The organism is Nonomuraea mangrovi (genome assembly GCF_042681425.1).
Lineage (GTDB): Bacteria > Actinomycetota > Actinomycetes > Streptosporangiales > Streptosporangiaceae > Nonomuraea > Nonomuraea mangrovi.
Genome location: NZ_JBHUFV010000033.1, coordinates 559,834 through 581,469, shown reverse-complemented (window position 1 = coordinate 581,469; position 21,636 = coordinate 559,834). Strand labels below are relative to the sequence as shown.

Genomic DNA, 21,636 nt, shown 5'->3' with positions numbered 1-21,636 from the left:
GGGGACGGGCACGGCGAAGCCCCGCCGCACCATGTGCGACGGGGCTCGGGGCAGATCTCTAGGAGAGACCGGGCGCGGGGAACTGCGCGGTCAGCTCGGAGACCTCGTGGTGCACGCGGGTGATCACGTCCTCGGCGTCGCCCTTGGCCAGCGCCGTGACGACCTCGTCCATCCACGCGCCGATCTGTCGCATCTCGGCCTCCTTCATGCCACGCGAGGTGACCGAGGGCGTGCCGATGCGGATGCCGGACGGGTCGAACGGCTTGCGGGTGTCGAACGGCACCGTGTTGTAGTTGGTCTCCAGGCCCGCCCTGTCCAGGGCCTGGGCGGCCGGCTTGCCGCCGATGCCCTTGGGCGTCAGGTCGAGCAGGATCAGGTGGTTGTCCGTGCCGCCGGAGACCAGGTCGAACCCGCGGCTCGACAGCTCCTCGGCCAGCGCCTTGGCGTTGGCGACGACCTGCGCGGCGTACTCGCGGAAGGACGGCTGGGCCGCCTCGTGCAGGGCGACGGCGATCGCGGCGGTGGTGTGGTTGTGCGGGCCACCCTGCAGACCGGGGAAGACGGCCTTGTTCAGCGCGGCGGCGTGCTCGTCGGCGGAGGCCATCAGCATCGCCCCGCGCGGACCGCGCAGCGTCTTGTGCGTGGTCGTGGAGATCACGTCCGCGTGGCCCACCGGCGACGGGTGCGCGCCGCCCGCCACGAGGCCGGCGATGTGCGCGATGTCGGCGGCCAGGACCGCGCCGACCTCCTTGGCGATCGAGGCGAAGCCCTCGAAGTCGATCGTGCGCGGGATCGCGGTGCCGCCGCAGAAGATCAGCTTGGGCCGGTGCTCCAGGGCCAGCGCGCGGACCTCGTCGAGGTCGATGCGGCCGGTGTCCTGGCGCACGCCGTAGCGGACCGGGTTGAACCACTTGCCGGTGGCGCTGACCGACCAGCCGTGGGTCAGGTGGCCGCCGAACGGCAGGCCCATGCCCATGACGGTGTCGCCCGGGTTGAGGAAGGCCATATAGATGGCGAGGTTGGCGGGCGAGCCCGAGTACGGCTGGACGTTGGCGTGCCCGACGCCGAACAGCGACTTGGCACGGTCGATCGCCAGGGTCTCGATCTGGTCGATGACCTGCTGGCCCTCGTAGTAGCGCTTGCCCGCGTACCCCTCGGAGTACTTGTTGGTGAGAACGGTGCCGGTGGCCTCGAGGACCGCCTTGGACACGTAGTTCTCGGACGCGATCAGCTTGACGGTGTCGGCCTGGCGGCGTTCCTCGGCCTTGATGAGCTCGGCGAGCTGCGGGTCGACCGTGGCGAGAGAACTCATGACTCCCCTGTCGTCATTGACATTGTGCGAAGACCCAGGCGCTCGGCCTTCGCCCCTTCCGCTCCCCGGTGGTCAACCACCTAATGCGCCAGTCGCGACGTCCTAGACGATATCGGATGTCAGGCCGCCGTACGGCTGGCCCTCGTCGCCCCCTCCCCCGGCCACAGCCGGTCGACCTCGGCGTTGAGGATGGCGCCGATGAGCACGGCGAGCGCGGTGATGTACAGCCACAGCAGCACGGCGATGGGCGCGGCGAGCGAGCCGTACACCGAGACGGGAGAGAACCACGAGGCGAAGACCGCCCGCAGCACCATGGCGCACAGCAGCCACAGGAACAGGGCGAGCACCGCGCCGGGCAGCTCCCTGTACCACTTGGTCCGCACGGGGACGCTGACGTGGTAGAGCATGGTCAGGAACAGCACGGAGCCGATGATCACGACGGGCCAGTAGAGGATGTCGACCAGCACCGCGTAGTCCTTGATCGCGGCCCGGAGCAGGTCGGGCCCGATCAGCATGACCGGCATGACGATGACGCCGATGAGCAGGGAGACGACGTAGAGGCCGAAGGACATCAGCCTGGTGCGGATGATGCCCCGCTCCTCGCCGAGGCCGTAGGCCACCGAGATGAGGTCCACGTAGACGTACAGGGCCCGCGACCCCGACCAGAGCGCGAGCAGGAAGCCGACCGAGATCAGCGGCACCTTGTTGTTGCTGTTGAGCACGTCGTTCAGCAGCGGCTTGATGACCTGGTCGACGGCGTTGTTGGTGAAGATGAAGTGCGCCTGCTTCTCCACCTCCACCCGTACGGTCTCGACGGTGTCGGGCCCGAGCACCGAGCTGAGCTGGGCCAGCACGGCGATGAGACCGAGCACGAACGGCGGGAGCGACAGCAGGGCGAAGAACGCGGCCTCGCCCGCGAGACCGGTGACCCTGTAGTTGACGCCGGCGTCCACGGACGCGCGGACGATGGCCCACGACCGGGTGTCCAGCACCCAGCTGAGCCGCTCCCTCGCGCGGCTCATGCTGAGCCGCGGCCCGCGCCGTTTGGCGCGAGGCGGTGCGTCGGTGGAGGTCATGGCAACCAAAGGGTATGCGCTGTCACCGGTCACTTCCCCGCATGACCTGTGACAATCCGATCTCGTGTCAGGTTTCGACGATACGCGCGCCGAGGGGGAGCAGCGAGACCGGAATCATCTTGATGTTGGCCACGCCCAGCGGGATCCCGATGATCGAGACGAACAGCGGGATGGCGGTGAGCACGTGGCCGATCGCGAGCCACCAGCCTGCGAAGACGAGCCAGATGACGTTGCCGATGGTGGACAGCGCGCCCGCGTCGGGGTCGCGCTCGACGGTTCTGCCGAACGGCCACAGCGCGTAGGCGGCGATCCTGAACGAGGCGATGCCGAAGGGGATCGTGACGATCAGGATGCAGCAGATGATGCCGGCGATCACGTATCCGATCGCCAGCCACACTCCGGCGAGAACCAGCCAGATGACGTTCAGAATGGTCCGCATAGTTCAAAGCATGTCAGCGCATATCTAAAGAGATCATCCGGAATTGCCCTGAATCGCCCCTGAGGGATCCCTGCCCTTCCCCGGCGGGCCCGCGAACGCCTGCGCGACCTCCGTCCACGCCCGCGCGGTCTCGCCCTGAACCTCCAGACGCAGGTCGTCCAGGTGCCGCCGCTGGGTGACCAGCAGGCAGAAGTCGAGCATCGGCCCGCGGACCACGTCCGCCGCCCCGAGGGCGCCGGCCGTCCACGGCGTGCCGTCCGGCATCGTCAGCTCCACCCGCACGGGGTCGGCGGGCGCGGGCCTGCCCCTGACCGCGAAGCCGTACGGCATGGCGCGCACGCCGAGCGTGGCGACGTGCCTGAGCCTGGCGGTGGGCGTCCTGACGACGGCGAGCGCGTCGGCGACGTCCTGCCCGTGCGCCCATGTCTCCATGAGCCTGGCGGTGGCGAAGGAGGCGGCCGACATGGGCGGGCCGTACCAGGGGACGCGCTGCCGCGGGTCGAGCGTGGCGAAGAGGTCGAGCATGCGGGCGCGTGCCGCGCGGAACCACGCGTGCACCTCGGCGACGGACAGCGAGCGCGCCTCGGCCACCAGGTCGTCGACGAAGGTCTCGGTCACCCCGGCTCGCAGGGAGCCGGGGTCGGTGACGGCTCTGACGGCCGCCTCGTCGAACCACGCCAGGTGGCTGACCTGGTCGCGGACCGACCACCCCTGCGCGGGCGTGGGGAGTTCCCAGTCGGCGCCGTCCAGGAGCGACTCCAGGTCGGCGGTCTCGGCGCGCAGGTCGGTGAGCAGGGCCGGATAGAAGTCCACGATGAATAATCAAGAGGTGATTTGCGAGAAGTGCAAGGACAAACTTCACCAGGAGTGCCCTGGCGGATCATGGTGCGACTGCCAGCATCAGAACAGCGAGACTCCCAAGGAGTCGGAGCTCGACTGGCCGAGGCAGGGCTAGATCGTCCAGAGTGTGGACCCGGTCTTGGACATGCCAGACGGCCAAGGTATGGTTCGAGGTATGCCAGCGGACCCGATGCTCGTCGTGCGACGTCACGTCGACCTTCAGCGTGTCCGTAGTGCCATCTGTAGCGACGCCCGCTAATTCTTCCCCGTTTTCTCTCTGAAACGACCGCGCGCGTCGCACACCCCGGTTCCCCTGCACTCGACGATGAGGCAGGAGGAGGCTGGCGCGCGCCCACGACTCAAAGGACGCGCTATGACCACCCCTGCCAGCCGGCATCACAAGCGCCCGCGCGGCGAAGGTCAGTGGGCTCTCGGTTATCGCGAGCCGCTGAACAAGAACGAGGAGAACAAGAAGAACGATGACGGGCTGAACGTTCGCCAGCGCATCATCGACATCTACTCCAAGCGTGGCTTCGACTCCATCGACCCGGCCGACCTGCGTGGACGCATGCGGTGGTACGGCCTGTACACCCAGCGCAAGCCCGGCATCGACGGCGGCAAGACCGCCATCCTCGAGCCGGAGGAGCTGGACGACCGCTACTTCATGCTGCGCGTCCGCATCGACGGGGGCCAGCTGAGCCTCGAGCAGCTGCGGGTGCTCGCCGACATCTCCAACCTGTACGGCAGGGGCACCGCCGACCTCACCGACCGGCAGAACATCCAGTACCACTGGATCGAGATCGAGTCGGTGCCCGACATCTGGGAGCGCCTGGAGGCGGTCGGCCTGTCGACGACCGAGGCCTGCGGCGACACGCCGCGCGTGATCCTCGGCTGCCCGCTGGCCGGCATCGACACCGAGGAATTGCTCGACGCCACCGAGCAGATCCGCGAGGTGCACGACCGCTTCATCGGCGACCCGGCCTACTCCAACCTGCCCCGCAAGTTCAAGACGGCGATCTCCGGGTGCCCCGCGCACTGCACGGTGCACGAGATCAACGACGTGGCCTTCGTCGGGGTCGTCAACGAGCAGGGCGAGAAGGGCTACGACCTGTGGGTGGGCGGCGGCCTGTCCACCAACCCGATGTTCGGCAAGCGCATCGGCGTGTTCGTCCGCCCCGACCAGGTGGCCGACGTCTACGGCGGCGTGATCGGCATCTTCCGCGACTACGGCTACCGCAGGCTCAGGCACAGGGCCAGGATCAAGTTCCTGGTCAACGACTGGGGTGCGGAGAAGTTCCGCGACGTGCTCCAGACGGAGTACCTCAAGGAGGACCTGCCCGACGGGCCCGCGCCCGAGCAGCCGCGCGACAGCCGCCGCGACCACGTGGGCGTCCACCCGCAGAACGACGGCAACTTCTACGTCGGCTTCGCGCCGCGGGTCGGCCGGCTCGACGGCGACACGCTCCACGTGATCGCCGATCTCGCCGAGCGGCACGGCTCGGCCAGGGTCCGCACGACCGTCGAGCAGAAGATGGTCATCCTCGACGTCGCGCCGGACCAGGTCGACTCGCTCGTGGCCGCGCTGGAGGCCAACGACCTGCAGGTCACCCCCTCCACCTTCCGCCGCCAGACGATGGCGTGCACCGGCATCGAGTACTGCAAGCTGGCGATCGTCGAGACCAAGGCCACCGCCTCGCACCTGATCGACGAGCTGGAGAAGCGGCTGCCGACCTTCGCCGAGCCGCTGACCATCAACGTCAACGGCTGCCCGAACTCCTGCGCCCGCATCCAGGTCGCCGACATCGGCCTGAAGGGCCAGCTGGTCGTCAACGACCAGGGCGAGCAGGTCGAGGGCTTCCAGATCCACCTGGGCGGGTCGCTCGGCGTCAACCCCGGTTTCGGCCGCAAGGTCCGTGGCCTGAAGACCACGGCCGAGGAGCTGCCCGACTACGTGGAGCGGGTCCTGACCCACTTCGAGGACCAGAAGAAGGACGGCGAGTCGTTCTCCGACTGGGTCCAGCGAGCAGACGAGGGGGACCTCAAATGAGCGAACGCGCGGTCCCCTTCCACTGCCCCTACTGCGGTGACGAGGACCTGGAGCCGTACGAGGGCGACGGCGGCTGGTACTGCAGGGCGTGCGCCCGCGCCTTCAAGCTGAAGTTTCTCGGGATCGGAGTGAAGATATGACCGAACGCAGTGAGGGCATCAGTAGACGCAGCACGCTCGTCGTGGGGCCGACGAAGGAGGCCTCATGACGCTGGTCGACATCGAGGTGACGTTAAGAGAACAGCGCGGCACGCTCGACCTGCAGTCCATTGTCGAGTCCGCCGCCGTGTTCCTGGAGGACGCGCCCGCCAGGGAGATCATCCGCTGGGCGGCCGCGACGTTCGGCGACCGGTTGTGCCTGACCTCCTCCATGAGCGACGCGCTGCTGATCGATCTGGTGAGCAGGGTGAAGCCGGGCGTCGACGTCCTGTTCATCGACACGGGGTATCACTTCGCCGAGACGATCGGCACCCGTGACGCGGTCCAGCAGGTCTATGACGTCAATGTGATCAATGTGCAGCCGTCGCGGACGGTCGAGGAACAGGAGCGCGACCTCGGCCCCCGCCTGTTCGGCCGTAACCCCGACCTGTGCTGCTACCTGCGCAAGGTCGAGCCGTTGAACAGGGCGCTCGAGCCGTACCTGGCCTGGATCTCCGGCATCCGCCGCGACGAGTCGCCCACGCGCACGGGCACGAAGGTCGTGGAGTGGGACGCCAAGCGCCAGATGGTCAAGGTCAACCCGATCGCCAGGTGGACGCAGGACGACGTCGACAACTACATGGCCGACAACGGCGTCCTGATCAATCCGCTGCACTACGACAACTACCCGTCGATCGGCTGCGCTCCCTGCACCCGCCAGGTCGCCGACGGCGAGGACCCGCGCAGCGGCCGCTGGGCGGGCATGGGGAAGACCGAATGCGGCATTCACCTCTGACGTCCGCATCCGTGGCCACCGCCGGCCGGCATCCGGCGGCTGAGGGGGCGCGCCTTGGCAGGGGCGCGATCCCGTTGGTCGCGGTGGCGCACGGGTCGCGAGACCCGCGCGCCGCCGCGACCGTGGAGGCGCTGCTCGAGCGGGTCAGGCAGGCCCGTCCCTGGCTGCCCGTCCGCTCGGCCTTCCTCGACCACGGACCGCCCACGCTCGCTCAGGCGCTGCACGGGCTGCGCGAGGCGGTCGTGCTGCCGCTGCTGCTGACCGAGGCCTATCACAGCAGGGTGGACCTGCCCGCCGCGCTCGCCGAGGCGCGCGCCCGTGACGCGCGCCTGCGCGTGCGCTACGGCACGACGCTCGGCCCTCACCCGCTGCTGCTGGACGCGCTCGAGCGCCGCATGGCCGAGGCGGGGGTCGCTCCCGGCGCCCGCGACACGGCCGTCGTGCTCGTCTCCGCGGGTTCGAGCGACGCCCGCGCCAACGCCGTCGTCGCCGACCTCGCGCGGTCGTGGGGCGAGCGGGCGGGCTGGTGGGCCGTGGCGCCCGCCTACGCCTCCGCCGCGGGGCCCACTCCGGCTGAGGCGGTCGCGGCCCTGCGCGCCGCGGGAGCGCCGCGGGTCGCCGTCGCGCCGTACCTGCTGGCTCCCGGGTTCTTCGCCGACAAGGTACGGCAGAGCTCAGGTGCCGACGTCGTCGCGGACGTGCTCGGCCCCGCGCCCGAGCTGGTCGAGGTGCTGCTGGAACGCTACGAGCTCGCTCTGGCGGCCGAGACCGTCATGGCCTCGGCGTGATGGGGGCCTGACGCGAACCTGATCCGGCGCTGATCCGGCCCCGATCTGGCCCTGATCCGGCGCGGCGGAGGCGCCGCGCCGGGCGTCAGTCGCGGCCCAGCCGCCGCTGCTCGCTCCACATCTGCTCGTGGGTGAGCCCGAGGTGCTCGCGCCACGCCGCCCACCCGCGCTTGATCGGCTTGGCCCGCGAGTCGCCGATGACCTTCACGTCTCCCATGAAGACATAGGCGTGCACCCGCACCACGGGGACGTTCATGCCGGGCGCGGCCTCCAGCACGTCGACCTTCTTGTCGCCCATGACGGCCACGCCATCGAGGTCCACGTCGACGCCGTCGGGGACGATGATCTTGACGTCGCCCATGACGGAGACCGCGGTGACGTCGATGGCGTTCGTGCGGACCTCCGCCTCGCGCAGGTCGAGCACGACGTCGCCCATCACCGCCACCGCGCCGAGCTCCTGGTCGACCCGCCACTTGCCGCGGCGCTTGGTGTCACCCATGATCGCCACGAACCAGCGCCGCCTGCGCGACGGCGCCTCGGAGGGTGCGGGCGCCATCGTGCCCTCGGCGGGCAGGTCCTGGGTGATCAGGGCCAGCTCGGCGTGCGTGGTCGCCTTGTAGGCGGCCTCCGTCCTGTCGGTCAGCTCGACCAGCGTCAGCCTGCCCTCGACCGAGGCCACCCGCAGCCGCTCGACGACGGCCTCCCGCTCGACGTCTGAAGCACGCAGTCCGCCCGGATCACTCATACTCGCAACATATCGCGTTTTGTCATACTTGCGGAGGACCGACATCCCCGTGCCGCTGGAGCCGGCCCCCGGAGCGGAGACGCTAGGGTCCTGTCATGCATGAGGAACAGCTCTACCGGGCGGCGTTGAACGGCGACCTGGAGACCGTGGACCAGCTGCTGGCGGCCGGGGCCGACCCGAACGTGGTGAGCCAGGGCGAGGAGGAGGGACTCCCGCTGTGCGCGGCGGCCGCGTGGGACCGGGTGGCCGTGGCCGGGGCGCTGCTGGCCGGGGGCGCCGACGTCAACGGCCAGGAGGGCGGCGGCTGGCGGGCGCTGGCGTGGGCGGCGGCCAACGGCCACGCCGAGACCGCCCAGGCGCTCATCGAGGCGGGCGCGGAGGTCGACGCGGCCAACGACGACGGTGACACGCCGCTGACGCTGGCCGCGCGGCGTGGCGCGCTCGGCGTGGTGCGGGTGCTGCTGGAGGCGGGCGCCGACATCGAGAAGTTCGACGCCGACGGCGACACCCCGCTGGACATCGCGGTCGACTGGGTGGGCGTTCACCTGGAGAGCGCGCTGCTCGACCAGATCGGGCAGGAGGGATGGGAGTACGTCGTCGCCCGGCAGTACGCCAAGGACGGCACCGAACTGGTCACGGTGGCGGGACAGTCGCCCGACGGCGAGCAGCGCGAGCAGATCCAGGCGCAGCGCGGCCACGCGGCGATCGCCACGCTCCTGGAGGAGGCCGACGGCGTCTACACCCCCGTCGAGCAGCTCGTCGCCAGGGCGCTGGCGCACCGCGACACCGACGAGGACGCCGAGACCTGGTGGATCGTCGCCGACACCCTCGGCAAGCGCGCCGACGAGGAGACCTACGAGGCGCTGTCCAGGTTGTGCGTCAGCGAGGACGCCAGGGAGCGCGAGTTCGGCGTGGACGCCATCGCCCAGTACGGGATCACCGAGGAGGGCGACAAGCCGTACCTGGAGCGCACGCTGCCCCTGCTGCGCAAGATGGCCACGACCGAGGGCAACCCGCAGGTGCTGCGCTCGGTGCTGGCCGCGCTCGGCCACCAGGGCGACCACAGGGCGTTGCCCCAGGTGCTCGACATCATCGGCCGTCCCGAGCACAGGCGGACGATGACGGACGCGATCGCGCTGGCCGACGTGCTGCCGGGCGATCCGGGACTGCTGCGCGCCGAGGCGGAGGGCGGCGGCGAGCGCGACCTCTGGGGCGAGGGGCTCGCCCTGCTGGTGGAGATGTCGAGGGACGACGAGGAGGAGGTCCGCGACTGGGCGACCACCGGCATCGCCAATCTCGACGCCGACACCCCGGAGATCCGCGAGGCGCTCGCGGCCAGGCTGGACGACGGCGACCTGCACACCGTGGCGGAGGCGGCCCGCGGGCTCGCGCTGCGCAAGGACGACAGGGCCAGGGCGGGGATCGAGCGGGTACTGGCGGGAAGCGACGACGACTACGCCCGCGAGGTCGCCGAGGAGGCGCGCAGGACCCTGGAGGGCTGAGCGCGCGGGCAGATGACGCGTGCCGCGACTTCCTCACGCCTCGGAGCGGTGCGCCGGGGCGTCGTGGAGTCACGGCACGCGAGTTTTTCCGAGCGGATGTCACGGAGAGCGATCGCGCGCTAACGTTCCGGTGGCCACCTGTCACTCGACGTAAGGATCGTGTGTGCGCATCCGACTCGCCGCGGCGACCGCGCTGCTCGTCACCTGCCTGCCGGCCCCCGCGGGCCACGCGTCGGCGCCGCCCGACCAGTGCGCGGTCGACAGCGACAGGGCGCTCGCGGCGCAGCTGGCCCGCCATCCCGGCGGCACCAGGGTCGACTCCAACACCGTCGCCTACGACGACGGCGCGCTGAGCGTCAACGTGTTCCCCGCGTCATGCGAGAGCTTCGACGGGCTCGGCGACTGCGACTCGGGCGTGGCCTGTTTCTGGGCGCGCTCGCGCTACCAGGGCACCCAGTGGGTGCTCAGCGGCAAGGACAGGTGGGTCGAGCTGCGCGCCGGCCGGTTCGGCTCGGCGCACAACAACCACACGGGCGACCTGCTGCTGCGCGGCACCCGCGACGGGGCGACCGTGAAGGTCTACGGGCCCGACACCGGCAGCGCCGACACGCTGCGGCGGGGTGCGCGCGGCCCGGTCGGCGGGCTCGGCTGGGCCTGTCTGCGCGCGCGGGCCTCGCGCGGCTGCGCCTGACCGTTCCCCGCGCGCCGCGCCCACGCCGACCTCGCCGGGTGCGGACGATCATCGGACACCAGCGGGATATGTTGGGGCTTTCCAGCGAAAGGACATCGCCATGGCGACCACTCGTACCGCCACCACGCAGTGGAAGGGCGCCCTGCTCGACGGTTCTGGCCAGGTCTCGCTCGACACCTCCGGCGTCGGTACTTTCGACGTCTCCTGGCCGTCGAGGGCCGAGGCGGCCAACGGCAAGACCTCTCCCGAGGAGCTCATCGCGGCCGCGCACTCCTCGTGCTTCTCGATGGCCCTGTCCCACGGGCTCGCGCAGGCGGGCACCCCGCCGCAGACGGTGGAGACCAAGGCCGACGTGACGTTCCAGCCGGGCGAGGGCATCACGGGCATCGTGCTCACCGTGCGCGCGCAGGTGCCCGGCATCACCCCCGAGCAGTTCCAGGAGGCCGCCGAGACGGCGAAGGCCAACTGCCCGGTGAGCAAGGCGCTGGCCGGCACCACCATCTCGCTCAACGCCGAGCTGCTCGGCTGACGTCTTCCTGTCGACGTCGACCCCGCGCCGCCGCTCGGGCGCGGGGTTCGGAGCGCGGGGATCGTCCCGATCCCCCGAGCGGAACGGCGACGGCACTCCTGGAGCGGGGGCTCCAGGTTGGTTCGTGTCGTCGCCATAGCGACGGAAAGGCGGACACGTGCGACAATTGGGCCACATGCGAGAGGTCTGGCCGGGCGAGCCCTATCCACTCGGCGGCACCTGGGACGGCGTTGGCACCAGCTTCGCGGTGTTCTCCGAGGTCGCCGAGCGGGTCGAGCTGTGCCTGTTTGACGACGACGGCAACGAGGAGCGCCTCGACCTGCCCGAGGTCGACGGCTTCGTCTGGCACGGCTACCTGCCGGGCATCGCACCAGGCCAGCGGTACGGCTACCGCGTCCACGGCCCCTACGACCCGTCGCACGGCTACCGCGCCAACCCCGCCAAGCTGTTGCTCGACCCCTACGCCAAGGCGATCGAGGGCGAGCTGCGCTGGAACGAGGCGGTCTTCCCCTACCACTTCACCGACCCCTCCAAGGTCAACACCGTCGACAGCGCCCCCTACATGCCGAAGAACGTGGTCATCAACCCGTTCTTCGAATGGGGCAACGACCGGCCGCCGCACACGCCGTACCACCAGACGGTGATCTACGAGGCCCACGTGCGCGGGCTGACCATGCGGCACCCCGCCGTCCCCGAGGAGCAGCGCGGCACCTACGCGGGCATCGGGCACCCCGCGGTCATCGACCATCTGCTCTCGCTCGGCGTCACCGCGGTCGAGCTGATGCCCGTGCACCACTTCGTGCCCGAGCACTTCCTCGTGGCCCGCGGGCTGACCAACTACTGGGGCTACAACACGATGGCCTACCTGGCCCCGCACGGCGCCTACTCCAGCGCCGGCCAGCGCGGCGAGCAGGTGCTCGAGTTCAAGGCGATGGTGAAGGCGCTGCACGAGGCGGGTATCGAGGTGATCCTCGACGTCGTCTACAACCACACCGCCGAGGGCGACCACATGGGTCCGACCCTCGGCTTCCGGGGGATCGACAACAGCGCCTACTACCGCCTGCACGACGGCGACAGGCGCTACTACCTCGACTACACCGGCTGCGGCAACAGTCTCAACGTGCGCTCACCGCACGCGCTGCAGCTCATCATGGACTCCCTGCGCTACTGGGTGCTCGACATGCACGTCGACGGGTTCCGCTTCGACCTGGCCGCCGCGCTGGCCCGCGAGCTGCACGACGTCGACCGGCTGAGCGCCTTCTTCGACCTCATCCAGCAGGACCCGGTGATCTCCCAGGTCAAGCTGATCGCCGAGCCGTGGGACGTCGGCCCCGGCGGCTACCAGGTGGGCAACTTCCCGCCCTTGTGGACGGAGTGGAACGGCAAGTACCGCGACTCGGTGCGCGACTTCTGGCGCGGCACCGGGTCGGCGCTGCCCGAGTTCGCCTCCCGCCTGGCCGGCTCCGCCGACCTGTACGCCTCCTCCGGCCGCCGCCCCGTGGCCTCCATCAACTTCGTGACCTGCCACGACGGCTTCACCCTCAGTGACCTGGTCTCCTACAACCGCAAGCACAACGAGGAGAACGGCGAGGACAACCGCGACGGCACCGACGACAACCGCTCGTGGAACTGCGGCGTCGAGGGCCCCGTCGAGGACCCCGAGATCGTACGGTTGCGCCACCGCCAGCGACGCAACTTCCTGACCACGCTCTTCCTGTCGCAGGGCGTGCCCATGCTCTCCCACGGCGACGAGCTGGGTTGCACGCAGCGCGGCAACAACAACGCCTACTGCCAGGACAACGAGATCTCCTGGGTCGACTGGTCGATGGCCCACACCGAGGAGAACCTGCTCGACTTCGTCCGCTCGCTGTCGAGGCTGCGCCGCGAGCATCCGGTCTTCCAGCGCCGCCGCTTCTTCCGCGGCCGCACACCGGACGACGGCAAGCGCGACCTGGTCTGGCTCACCCCGGCCGGCGCGGAGATGACGGCCGGCGACTGGCACACCGGGTACGCCAAGTCGATGGGCGTCTATCTCAACGGCGAGGCCATCACCGAGCCGGGACCGCGCGGCGAGCGCATCGTGGACGACTCGTTCCTGCTGCTGATCAACGCCCATCACGAGGACATGGCGTTCACGCTGCCCGGTGAGGAGTTCGCCGACTCGTGGATCACCGTGCTCGACACCAACGACGAGGGGCAGGGCGAGGAGTTCTACTCCGACGACCGGTGGTCGCCCGGCTCGGTGGTGGCGGTCACGGCGCGCAGCATCCAGGTGCTCCGCCACCCGATGCGGGCTCCCCAGCAGGCGAGCCTCTAGCGCAGCCGGGCGGTGACCTCGATCTCGATGCGCATGCGCGGGTCGGCGAGGCGGCAGCCGATCATCGTGGCGGCCGGCCGTACCTTGTCGAAGGCCTGGCGGAGCACCGGCCAGCAGGGCTCGAAGTCTGCCGGTTCCGGCAGCATGTAGGTGACCCTGACGACGTCGGCCAGTGACGCGCCGGCCCTGTCGAGGGCCTCGCCGATGTTGCGCAGGCACTGGGCGGCCTGCTCGGCCACGTCGTCGGAGATGGTCATCGTCCGGTAGTCGAAGCCGGTGGTGCCGGAGACGAAGACCCAGCCGTCCTCGACGACCGCGCGGGAGTAGCCGATGGCGTGCTCGAACGTCGAGTCGCTGGAGATGAGCGTGCGTGCTGTCATGGCGTGCATCCTCACAGGACGGCGGGCGATATGTCCAAGACGTCGCACAGGTCGTCCTGATATCTCTTGAGATATGGAACGCCCCGAGCTGGATCTCAGGCAACTGCACGCCTTCCTGGTGCTGGCCGAGGAGCTGCACTTCGGCAGGGCCGCCGAGCGCCTCGGCGTCGCGCAGCCGCCCTTCAGCCAGCAGATCAGGCGGCTGGAGGAGCGGGTGGGACATCCGCTGTTCGACCGGGCGGCCCGCGAGCTGACGGCCGCGGGCGCGCGGCTGCTGCCGGCCGCGAGGCTGGCGCTCGAGGAGGTGGCGGGCGGGCTGGAGGCGGCCAGGCGGGCGGGCCGCGGCGAGGCGGGACGGCTGCGCGTCGGGTTCGCCGCCTCGCTCGCGCTGACCGTCGTGCCCGGCGTGATCGCCGCTTTCGCGCGGGAGCGACCGGGGGTGCGGGTGGAGATGCGGGAGCTGACGACCTCCCGGCAGCTCCAGGCGCTGCGCGGGGAGGAGATCGACGTCGGGCTGCTGCGCGAGACGGAGGAGGCGGAGGGGCTGGAGGTGGTCCCGCTGCTGGCCGAGGAGGTGGTCGCGGTGCTGCCGTCGGCCCACCGCCTCGCGTCGCGGCGACGGGTCGAGGTGGCCGACCTGGCCGGCGAGCCGTTCGTGTTCTTCCCCCGCGAGCACGGCGCGGGCTTCCACGACAGGCTGCTGGCGCCGGCCAGGGCGGCGGGGTTCGAGCCGAGGGTGACGCAGCGGGCGGTGGAGTGGCAGACGGTGGCCGGTCTGGTCGCGGCCGGTCTCGGCGTGAGCCTCGCCCCCGCGGGGGTGAGCGCGGTACGGCCCGCCGGCGTGGTCTACCGGCCGCTGAAGGGCGCGCCGACGACGACAGTGGCGCTGGCCTGGCGGCACGGCACCGGCGACCCGCTGGTGAGCGCCTTCGCCCACCTGGCCGTCGCCGTCGGAAAGGCGCTCAGCTGATCGACGAGGCGGCCAGCAGCACCAGGACGAACGTGGTCACGCCCACCACCCCGTGGGCCAGCACGGCCAGCAGCGGAAAGCGCTGCTCGGCCCCCTTCGCGTGGCGTCCGGCGCCGAGCCACCGGGTGAACATCGTGAATCCCAGGAGCGCGGAGACCGCCAGCACGGCGAAGGCCAGCCAGGCCAGCAGCCGCTGCCCGGTCACCAGGTGCCCCACCCAGCATGCCAGCGCGGAGACGGCCAGCACGGGATGAGAGAAGATCAACGTCGCGGGGAAGCGGGTGACCTTCGTCACCTGTTGTCGCAGGCCGCCGCCCGACAGCCACAGGTACAGCAGATAGAAGCCGATCAGAGCGTTGAGCACCCATGCCGCGACCGTGACGAGATCCACCCGGCCTCCCCTGTGTCCCCATCCCTGCCGCCACGCTATGCACAAACGGCCACGTACGTCTTCGGATACATCAAACTGCGTATAACGCCCCTCACCCCGGATCGTCGGTGGCGTGTGCCAAGGTAGAGGAGTGCGTCGCATCCATCCCGACACAGCAGACGATCCCGACATCCCCCAGGCCTACGCCTACCCCGAGCGGCGGCCATGGCTGCGGGTCAACATGGTCGCCAGCGCCGACGGCGGCACCTGGGTCAAGGGCCTGTCAGGGGGCCTGTCCAGCAAGGGCGACCGGCGGATCTTCGGAGTCCTGCGCGGCCTGTCCGACGTCGTCATGGCGGGCGCCGCCACCGTCAGGACCGAGGGGTACGGCCCCGCCAAGCCGCGGGAGTCGTGGGGGCCGCTGCGCGAGGGCCGCCCCGCCGCGCCGCCCATCGCCGTGGTGACCCGGCGCCTCGACCTCGACCTGGGCAGCCCGCTGTTCACCGACGCCGAGCCCTACGCGCGGACGATCGTGATCACGTGCGCGGCGGCGCCGCGGGATCGCCGCGCCGAGGCGGCCGAGCGCGCCGACGTGATCGTGGCGGGCGACGACAGGGTCGAGCTCGGCCTGGCGATCGAGGCGCTGCGCGAAAGGGGGCTCGACCGGATCCTGTGCGAGGGCGGCCCGCGGCTCAACGGCCAGCTCGCCGCCGCAGGCCTGATCGACGAGCTGTGCCTGTCGGTGAGCCCGATGCTGATCGGCGGCGGCGCGGCGCGCGTCCTGAACGGCGAGGCGGCCCAGATCGGCCTGAGCCTGGCGCACGTGCTGGAGGAGGAGGGCTTCCTCTTCTGCAGATACATCAGGGAGTAGCAACCATGGACGACGAGCTCGAGCTCCAGCTTGACCTTCCGGTGCTGCCGCCGGTGGCGCCGATGCTGGCCAAGGCGGTCAAGGGCATGCCCAAGCAGGACGGCTCGCTGTTCTACGAGCCGAAGTGGGACGGCTTCCGCTGCATCATCTTCCGCGACGGCGACGAGGTCTTCCTCGGCAGCCGCAACGAGCGGCCCTTCACACGCTACTTCCCCGAGCTGGTCGAGGCGGTCAAGGCCGAGCTGCCCGACAAGTGTGTGGTGGACGGCGAGATCGTGCTGCGCAGAGGACAGGAGCTCGACTTCGAGGCGCTGCAGCAGCGCATCCATCCGGCCGCCTCCAGGGTGAAGATGCTCTCCGAGCAGACCCCCGCCTCGTTCGTCGCCTTCGACCTGCTGGCGCTGGGGTCCGAATCGCTGATGGAGACGCCGTTCGCCGAGCGGCGGGCCCGGCTCGAGGGGCTCTTCCCCGAGGCGGGCGGCTCCATCAGGCTCACCCCCGTGACCGACAGCGACGAGCGGGCGGCCGAGTGGTTCGAGATGTTCGAGGGGGCGGGGCTCGACGGCATCATCGTCAAGCCCGGCGACCAGCCGTACGTCCCGGACAAGCGGACGATGTTCAAGGTCAAGCACGAGCGCACCGCCGACGTGGTGATCGCGGGCTACCGCGAGCACAAGACGGGGCCGATCGTGGGGTCGCTGCTGCTCGGTCTGTACGGCTCCGACGGCAGGCTCCACCACGTCGGCGTCGCCGCGTCCTTCCCGATGGCGCGCAGGGCCGAGCTGGTCGAGGAGCTCAAGCCGTACCTCGCCCAGCTGGGCGAGCACCCGTGGGGCGAGTGGGCCGACCAGGCGCTGCTGCGGACCGGGCTGCCCGCGGCGACCCCGGCGACCGGCGGCCAGCGGATGCCGGGGGCGGTGTCGCGCTGGAACGCCAAGAAGGACCTGTCGTTCATCCCGCTCAGGCCCGAGCTGGTGATCGAGGTGGCCTACGACAGCATGGAGGGCGACAGGTTCCGGCACACCGCGCACTTCCGGCGGTGGCGGCCCGATCGGACGCCCGAATCGTGCACCTATGACCAGCTTGAAAAGCCGATTTCCTACAACCTTGATGACATTCTTGCCCGCTGACCGGAAGATGCGTTATATCTCGACCTATGACGTCACCCCACGACGATGAGCTGCGCGCCGCGGTCGCGGCGCGCCGCGACCTCGGCCCCGATTTCGAGGACTCCATCATCGAGTCCTTTCTCGACAAGATGGGCAAGGAGGTCGATCGGCGGGTCGACCAGCGCATCGCCGCCGACGCGGGCCTGGCGAAGCGCGAGCTGAAGCAGCAGCAGAGCGCCGCCGGCATGCGGCTGGCGCTGGCGATCGTCTCGATCGTGATGGGCACGATCGCGACCGTCGCACTCACCGTCGGCGACGCGGGCCTGCTGACGTACCTGGTGGTGTGGGGTGGCGTCGTCCTGGTCAACGCGGCCTTCACGCTGGGGTCGCCGCGCCGCTAGCCGTCTTGCATCAAGCAAGCATATGCTTGGTCGCGTGATGGAGTATCGCAACCTCATCGGCGGCAGGCTCGTCTCCGCGGCCGACGGCCGCACCATCGACTCGGTCAACCCCGCCACGGGCGAGGTCTGGGCGCGGATCCCCGCCGGCGGGAAGGCCGACGCCGACGCCGCCGTGGCCGCCGCCCGCGCGGCGCTGCCTTCGTGGTCGGCGATGCCGGCCCTCGGCAGGGCCCACTTCCTGCGCAAGGTCGCGGCGGTCTTCGCCGAGCACGCCGAGGAACTCGCCAGGATCGAGACCCGCGACAACGGCCGCATCCTTCGCGACACCCTCCACAGGGACCTGCCCGGCATGCGGTTCCTGTGGGAACTGGCCGCCGGGCAGGTGCTCGACGCCGTCAAGGGCGACACCGTCATCCTCGGCCCCGACAGCCTCGGGCTGACCAGGCGGGAGCCGTACGGCGTGGCGCTGGCGATCATCCCGTGGAACTCCCCCGTCTCGACGTTCTCCGCCAAGGCCGCCTTCGCGCTGGCCGCGGGCAACACCGTGATCGTGAAACCGGCCGAACAGGCCAGCGCCTCCGTCCTGCGCCTGGGCGAACTATTGGCCGAGGTGCTGCCGCCCGGCGTGCTGAACCTCGTCTCCGGCATGGGCGAGGACGTCGGCGAGGCGCTGGTACGGCACCGCGGCGTCAACAAGATCAGCCTGACCGGGTCCACGCAGACCGGCGTCGCGATCACCCAGGCGGCCGGCATCAAGCCGCTCACCTTCGAACTGGGCGGCAAGTCGCCCAACATCGTCTTCGCCGACGCCGACCTCGACGCCGCAACCGAGGGCGTCACCGTCAACTCCATCTTCACCGGCAACGCGGGGCAGGTCTGCGCGGCCGGTTCGCGTATCCTCCTGCATCGCGACATCTGGGACGAGATGCTCGAACGAATCACCGCGGCGGCCTCCCGCATCGTGCTCGACGACCCGCTCGACCTGGCCACCACGATGGGCCCCATCGTGTCGGCGGGACAGTACGAACGAGTCGTCTCCTACCTGGAGATCGCCGAGAAGGAGGGCGCCGCACTGGTCTTCGGCGGGACGACGGGCGCCGCGGTGGTGCCGAGCCTGCCGGGCGGCTACTGGGTCGCGCCGACCCTCTACACCGCCACCGACAACAAGCTGCGCGTCTGCCAGGAGGAGATCTTCGGGCCCGTCGCGGTGGCCATGCCGTTCGAGAGCGACGAGGAGGCGCTGGCCATCGCCAACGACTCCGCCTACGGGCTGGCCGCGGGGGTGTGGACACGCGACCTGGGCCGCGCCCACCGGTTCGTGCGCGACCTTGAGAGCGGGACGGTGTGGGTCAACACCTTCCGGCAGATGCCGCCCGGCCTGCCGTTCGGCGGGGTGAAGGACAGCGGCTACGGCCACGACGCGGTGCTGGAGTACACCAGGGAGAAGGCCGCGATCATCAACCTGTGAGGGGCCCTGGCCACTGACCGAATAAGGTTCTAGATTCGGTCGCATGGCGATCGCACTGACCGAGGAAAACAGGGCGCTGGCCGAGTCCGTGCGCGGGCTCGTGGCGCGCGACGCCTCCCACGGGGCGCTGGCGGCGCAGGGAGTGCTGGGACTGCACGTGCCCGAGACGGCGGGCGGGCAGGGGTACGCTCTCCTCGAGCTGGCGGTCGCGCTGGAGGAACTCGGATCCGCGCTCACACCCGGGCCCTTCCTTCCCACGGTGCTGACGTCGGCGGCGATCACGTGGTCGGGGCGGTGCGGGTCGCTGCTGCCTGGCCTGGCCGACGGTACGGTGACCGCCACCGTCGTGCTGGACGGGCACGGGCTCGGCGCGTCCGACGCCGACCTGTTCCTGGTGCCGGTCGCGGAGGGGTGGGCGGTACTGGACCGGGCGTCGGTCCGGGCGACGGCCGTCGAGGGGATCGACCTGTCGCGGCCCCTGACACAGGTGGCCATCCTCGCGCACACCGGACCCCCGTCCCCCACCGAACCGCACGGACAGGCCGAACCGCACGGACAGGAGGGATCGCCCGGACAGGAGGGGTCACCCACGCGGACCGGATCCCCTACGGGGACCGCATCGCCCTCGCAGCCCGCATCCCCTGCAGCGGCCGGGGCGTCATCGCAGGCCTCGCCTTCACGGGCCGAGACGCCTTCACACGCCGAGACACTTTCACACGCCGGGGCGATGGACGGGTGGGAGGCGCCCGCGTCGCGGGTGCTGGGCGCGGTGCCGGTGCGGGAGCTCGCCGCGGTGCTGCTCGGCGCGGAGGCGTGCGGGGTGGCCGCGTGGGCGGTCCGCACGGCGTCCGACTACGCGAAGGTCCGCGAACAGTTCGGGCGGCCGATCGGGCAGTTCCAGGGCGTCAAACACCGGATCGCGGCGGCGCTGGTGGCGCTGGAGCAGGCCCGTGCCGCCGTCTGGGACGCCGCCCGCGCCCTGGACACAGCCCACTCCCAAGCCTCCACCTCCGCCCCGGACACCCGCCACGCACAAGACGCCGAGTCCGCTCCGGACAGCTCCCCAGCGCAAGCCTCCATCTCCGCGCCGGACATCGGCCGCGCACGAGACACCGAGCCCGCGCTGGGTGACGACCTGCGGACCAAGACCGACGCCGGCCGACGCGGAGGCGAGCAGAAGGCGCTCGGGCAGGACACTCAGGGTTCGACGAGCCTTCCGAACGCGATCGGGCACGACGCTCGACACTCGACGGACCGCCCAGAGGCGCTCGGGCACGGAGCGCAGACGGTGGAGGAGGGCGCGACGACGCTCGAACCGGCGGCACCACCAACGGTGGACGGGGCAGCACTCGACGCGGCGGCACCACCAGCGGTGGGCGTGACGGCGCTCGACGCGGCGGTGCGACTGGCGGTGGGCGTGGCGGCGGTGCTCGGGCCCGACGCGGCCGTGCGATGCGCGGCGGACGCGATCCAGGTGCTGGGTGGCATCGGCTACACCTTCGAGCACGACGCCCACCGCTACTACCGGCGCGCGCTGTCCCTTCGCATGCTGGCCGGCGACCCCGGCGTCTGGGCCGAGGAGGTCGCGGAGCTGGCCGTCGGCGGAGCGCGCAGGACCATGGAGCCCGATCTGCCCGCCGAGGCGGCATCCCTGCGGGAAGAGATCAGGACGCTCGCCGGGGACCTGGCGCGGGAGGAGCCGCCAGCGAGGCTGGGGAGGTTCGCGCGCGAAGGATGGATCATGCCGTACCTCCCCGAGCCGTGGGGACGCGCCGCCTCCCCGCTGGAGCAGGTGATCATCCATCAGGAGTTCAAGGGGCTCAGGCGGCCCAACCTGGGCATCGCCGCGTGGGCGGTGCCGTCCATCGTCCGGTACGGCACGCGCGACCAGCAGGACAGGTTCCTGCCGAAGACGTTCACCGGCGAGATCGTGTGGTGCCAGCTGTTCAGCGAGCCGGGAGCGGGATCGGACCTGGCAGGGCTGGCGACCAAGGCCGTGCGGGTGGAGGGCGGCTGGTCGATCAGCGGGTCGAAGATCTGGACGTCGCTCGCGCAGTACGCGCACTGGGGCATCTGCCTGGCCCGCACCTCGCCAGGCAAGCCGAAACACGATGGGATCACCTACTTTCTGGTGGACATGTCAGCGCCGGGGGTGACCGTGCGGCCACTGAAGGAGATCAACGGGGAGGAGATCTTCAACGAGGTCTTCCTCGACGACGTGTTCGTGCCCGACGACCTGGTCGTCGGGGAGGTGGACGGGGGCTGGCGGGTCGCCCGCGACACGCTGTCGCACGAGCGGGTGGCGCTCGGGGACTCCTGGGGTCCCGGGTCGCAGCACACGGACATGGTGAAGCTCGTCCGGCGGCTTCCACGGCTGCGGCAGGCCCAGCTCGAGCAGGTGGGCCGGCTGTGGGCCGAGGGGCAGGCGATCTCGGCGCTGGGTCTGCGGGTGACGCTTTCGCAGCTGGCGGGGACGGAGTCGGGAACGGCATCCAGCGTGCGCAAGCTGCTCGGGATGCGGCACGCTCAGGCGATCTCGGAGTTCTGCTGGTCGCTGGCGCCCGCCGATCCGCACTGGAACAGGATGATCCTGACGACCCGCGCGTTCACGATCGGCGGGGGGACGACGGAGGTCCAGCTCAACATCGTCGCCGAGCGCGCCCTCGGCCTCCCCCGCGACCCCTGACGCCCCTTCCCCTGCGCGTCCTCGGAGCCATGAGCAACCGGGCCATGTCGCTCCACACCGGAGCAGCGGCCCCACCCGACGCCGGTGGCGGCCGTCCTTCGCAAGGCAGCACCGCCAACCCCGGTCCCGGCCCTCGTCCCACAGCACGTGGCGGATGTCACC

At 70.7% G+C, this 21,636-nt stretch carries 22 protein-coding genes and 1 riboswitch; of the genes, 15 read left to right on the top strand and 7 right to left on the bottom strand.

Features of this window, described 5'->3' with window-relative positions; genetic code table 11:
• Positions 1-58 precede the first annotated feature (58 nt).
• The 4 genes from glyA to ACFSKW_RS21090 all read right to left on the bottom strand — a co-directional run bounded on the left by glyA (position 59) and on the right by ACFSKW_RS21090 (position 3,640).
• The gene (glyA, locus tag ACFSKW_RS21105) at positions 59-1,312 is read right to left on the bottom strand and encodes a serine hydroxymethyltransferase (protein WP_379574013.1); all 1,254 of its coding nucleotides are present in this window, start codon (positions 1,310-1,312) and stop codon (positions 59-61) included.
• A 25-nt stretch (positions 1,313-1,337) separates the two neighbouring features.
• Positions 1,338-1,418: riboswitch (ZMP/ZTP riboswitch) on the bottom strand.
• Positions 1,419-1,431: 13 nt separating this feature from the next.
• Positions 1,432-2,388: a YihY/virulence factor BrkB family protein gene (locus tag ACFSKW_RS21100; RefSeq protein ID WP_379574012.1), complete on the bottom strand. Its 957-nt coding sequence runs from the start codon at positions 2,386-2,388 to the stop codon at positions 1,432-1,434.
• 67 nt (positions 2,389-2,455) lie between these two features.
• A complete protein-coding gene (locus ACFSKW_RS21095; protein ID WP_379574011.1) occupies positions 2,456-2,827 on the bottom strand; it encodes a YccF domain-containing protein in 372 nt (123 codons plus the stop codon).
• Between the two features lie 33 nt (positions 2,828-2,860).
• Positions 2,861-3,640: a TIGR03084 family metal-binding protein gene (locus tag ACFSKW_RS21090; protein ID WP_379574010.1), complete on the bottom strand. Its 780-nt coding sequence runs from the start codon at positions 3,638-3,640 to the stop codon at positions 2,861-2,863.
• 172 nt (positions 3,641-3,812) lie between these two features.
• On the opposite strand from ACFSKW_RS21090, the gene ACFSKW_RS21085 reads away from it, so the two are divergent.
• The 5 genes from ACFSKW_RS21085 (at position 3,813) to ACFSKW_RS21065 (ending at position 7,435) form a co-directional block, all read left to right on the top strand.
• Positions 3,813-3,926 carry a putative leader peptide gene (locus tag ACFSKW_RS21085; RefSeq protein WP_379574563.1) on the top strand — a complete coding sequence of 38 codons (114 nt, stop codon included), beginning with the start codon at positions 3,813-3,815 and terminating at the stop codon, positions 3,924-3,926.
• 114 nt (positions 3,927-4,040) lie between these two features.
• Positions 4,041-5,714, top strand: a complete 1,674-nt coding sequence (locus ACFSKW_RS21080; RefSeq protein WP_379574009.1) for a nitrite/sulfite reductase — start codon at positions 4,041-4,043, stop codon at positions 5,712-5,714.
• Positions 5,711-5,854 carry an Insertion element protein gene (locus ACFSKW_RS21075; protein ID WP_185077756.1) on the top strand — a complete coding sequence of 48 codons (144 nt, stop codon included), beginning with the start codon at positions 5,711-5,713 and terminating at the stop codon, positions 5,852-5,854. Before ACFSKW_RS21080 ends, ACFSKW_RS21075 begins: the two co-directional genes overlap by 4 nt.
• A gap of 64 nt (positions 5,855-5,918) precedes the next feature.
• Positions 5,919-6,647, top strand: a complete 729-nt coding sequence (locus tag ACFSKW_RS21070) for a phosphoadenylyl-sulfate reductase (RefSeq protein WP_379574008.1) — start codon at positions 5,919-5,921, stop codon at positions 6,645-6,647.
• Entirely contained in the window at positions 6,629-7,435 is an 807-nt protein-coding gene (locus ACFSKW_RS21065) for a sirohydrochlorin chelatase (protein WP_379574007.1), read from the top strand. Before ACFSKW_RS21070 ends, ACFSKW_RS21065 begins: the two co-directional genes overlap by 19 nt.
• A gap of 85 nt (positions 7,436-7,520) precedes the next feature.
• Here ACFSKW_RS21065 and ACFSKW_RS21060 read toward each other — a convergent pair whose 3' ends face one another.
• Positions 7,521-8,180, bottom strand: a complete 660-nt coding sequence (locus tag ACFSKW_RS21060) for a DUF1707 SHOCT-like domain-containing protein (protein ID WP_379574006.1) — start codon at positions 8,178-8,180, stop codon at positions 7,521-7,523.
• Between the two features lie 95 nt (positions 8,181-8,275).
• On the opposite strand from ACFSKW_RS21060, the gene ACFSKW_RS21055 reads away from it, so the two are divergent.
• From ACFSKW_RS21055 to glgX, 4 genes are all read left to right on the top strand, one after another.
• Positions 8,276-9,682 carry an ankyrin repeat domain-containing protein gene (locus ACFSKW_RS21055; RefSeq protein ID WP_379574005.1) on the top strand — a complete coding sequence of 469 codons (1,407 nt, stop codon included), beginning with the start codon at positions 8,276-8,278 and terminating at the stop codon, positions 9,680-9,682.
• A 163-nt stretch (positions 9,683-9,845) separates the two neighbouring features.
• Positions 9,846-10,373, top strand: a complete 528-nt coding sequence (locus tag ACFSKW_RS21050) for a hypothetical protein (RefSeq protein WP_379574004.1) — start codon at positions 9,846-9,848, stop codon at positions 10,371-10,373.
• A 100-nt stretch (positions 10,374-10,473) separates the two neighbouring features.
• A complete protein-coding gene (locus ACFSKW_RS21045) occupies positions 10,474-10,902 on the top strand; it encodes an OsmC family protein (protein WP_379574003.1) in 429 nt (142 codons plus the stop codon).
• A gap of 175 nt (positions 10,903-11,077) precedes the next feature.
• Positions 11,078-13,219, top strand: coding sequence for a glycogen debranching protein GlgX (gene glgX / locus ACFSKW_RS21040; RefSeq protein WP_379574001.1), 2,142 nt, complete (start codon positions 11,078-11,080; stop codon positions 13,217-13,219).
• On the opposite strand, the gene ACFSKW_RS21035 is transcribed toward glgX, so the two are convergent.
• Complete coding sequence (locus ACFSKW_RS21035) at positions 13,216-13,599, bottom strand: RidA family protein (RefSeq protein ID WP_379574000.1); 384 nt, start codon at positions 13,597-13,599, stop codon at positions 13,216-13,218. The genes glgX and ACFSKW_RS21035 overlap by 4 nt on opposite strands.
• Positions 13,600-13,672: 73 nt before the next feature.
• On the opposite strand from ACFSKW_RS21035, the gene ACFSKW_RS21030 reads away from it, so the two are divergent.
• Complete coding sequence (locus ACFSKW_RS21030; RefSeq protein ID WP_379573999.1) at positions 13,673-14,569, top strand: LysR family transcriptional regulator; 897 nt, start codon at positions 13,673-13,675, stop codon at positions 14,567-14,569.
• On the opposite strand, the gene ACFSKW_RS21025 is transcribed toward ACFSKW_RS21030, so the two are convergent.
• The gene (locus ACFSKW_RS21025; RefSeq protein ID WP_379573998.1) at positions 14,562-14,960 is read right to left on the bottom strand and encodes a hypothetical protein; all 399 of its coding nucleotides are present in this window, start codon (positions 14,958-14,960) and stop codon (positions 14,562-14,564) included. The genes ACFSKW_RS21030 and ACFSKW_RS21025 overlap by 8 nt on opposite strands.
• A 130-nt stretch (positions 14,961-15,090) precedes the next feature.
• Here ACFSKW_RS21025 and ACFSKW_RS21020 point away from each other — a divergent pair, with 130 nt between their 5' ends.
• Genes ACFSKW_RS21020 through ACFSKW_RS21000 form a run of 5 tightly spaced genes read left to right on the top strand, consistent with a single transcriptional unit; the run spans position 15,091 to position 21,474 of the window.
• On the top strand, positions 15,091-15,810 hold the full coding sequence (locus tag ACFSKW_RS21020; RefSeq protein WP_379573997.1) for a pyrimidine reductase family protein: 720 nt from the start codon (positions 15,091-15,093) through the stop codon (positions 15,808-15,810).
• Between the two features lie 5 nt (positions 15,811-15,815).
• Positions 15,816-16,940, top strand: a complete 1,125-nt coding sequence (locus tag ACFSKW_RS21015; protein WP_379573996.1) for an ATP-dependent DNA ligase — start codon at positions 15,816-15,818, stop codon at positions 16,938-16,940.
• Positions 16,941-16,966: 26 nt separating this feature from the next.
• On the top strand, positions 16,967-17,320 hold the full coding sequence (locus ACFSKW_RS21010; RefSeq protein WP_379573995.1) for a hypothetical protein: 354 nt from the start codon (positions 16,967-16,969) through the stop codon (positions 17,318-17,320).
• Between the two features lie 37 nt (positions 17,321-17,357).
• On the top strand, positions 17,358-18,788 hold the full coding sequence (locus tag ACFSKW_RS21005) for an aldehyde dehydrogenase family protein (RefSeq protein WP_379574562.1): 1,431 nt from the start codon (positions 17,358-17,360) through the stop codon (positions 18,786-18,788).
• Between the two features lie 43 nt (positions 18,789-18,831).
• Positions 18,832-21,474: an acyl-CoA dehydrogenase family protein gene (locus ACFSKW_RS21000; protein WP_379573994.1), complete on the top strand. Its 2,643-nt coding sequence runs from the start codon at positions 18,832-18,834 to the stop codon at positions 21,472-21,474.
• Positions 21,475-21,636: the final 162 nt, after the last annotated feature.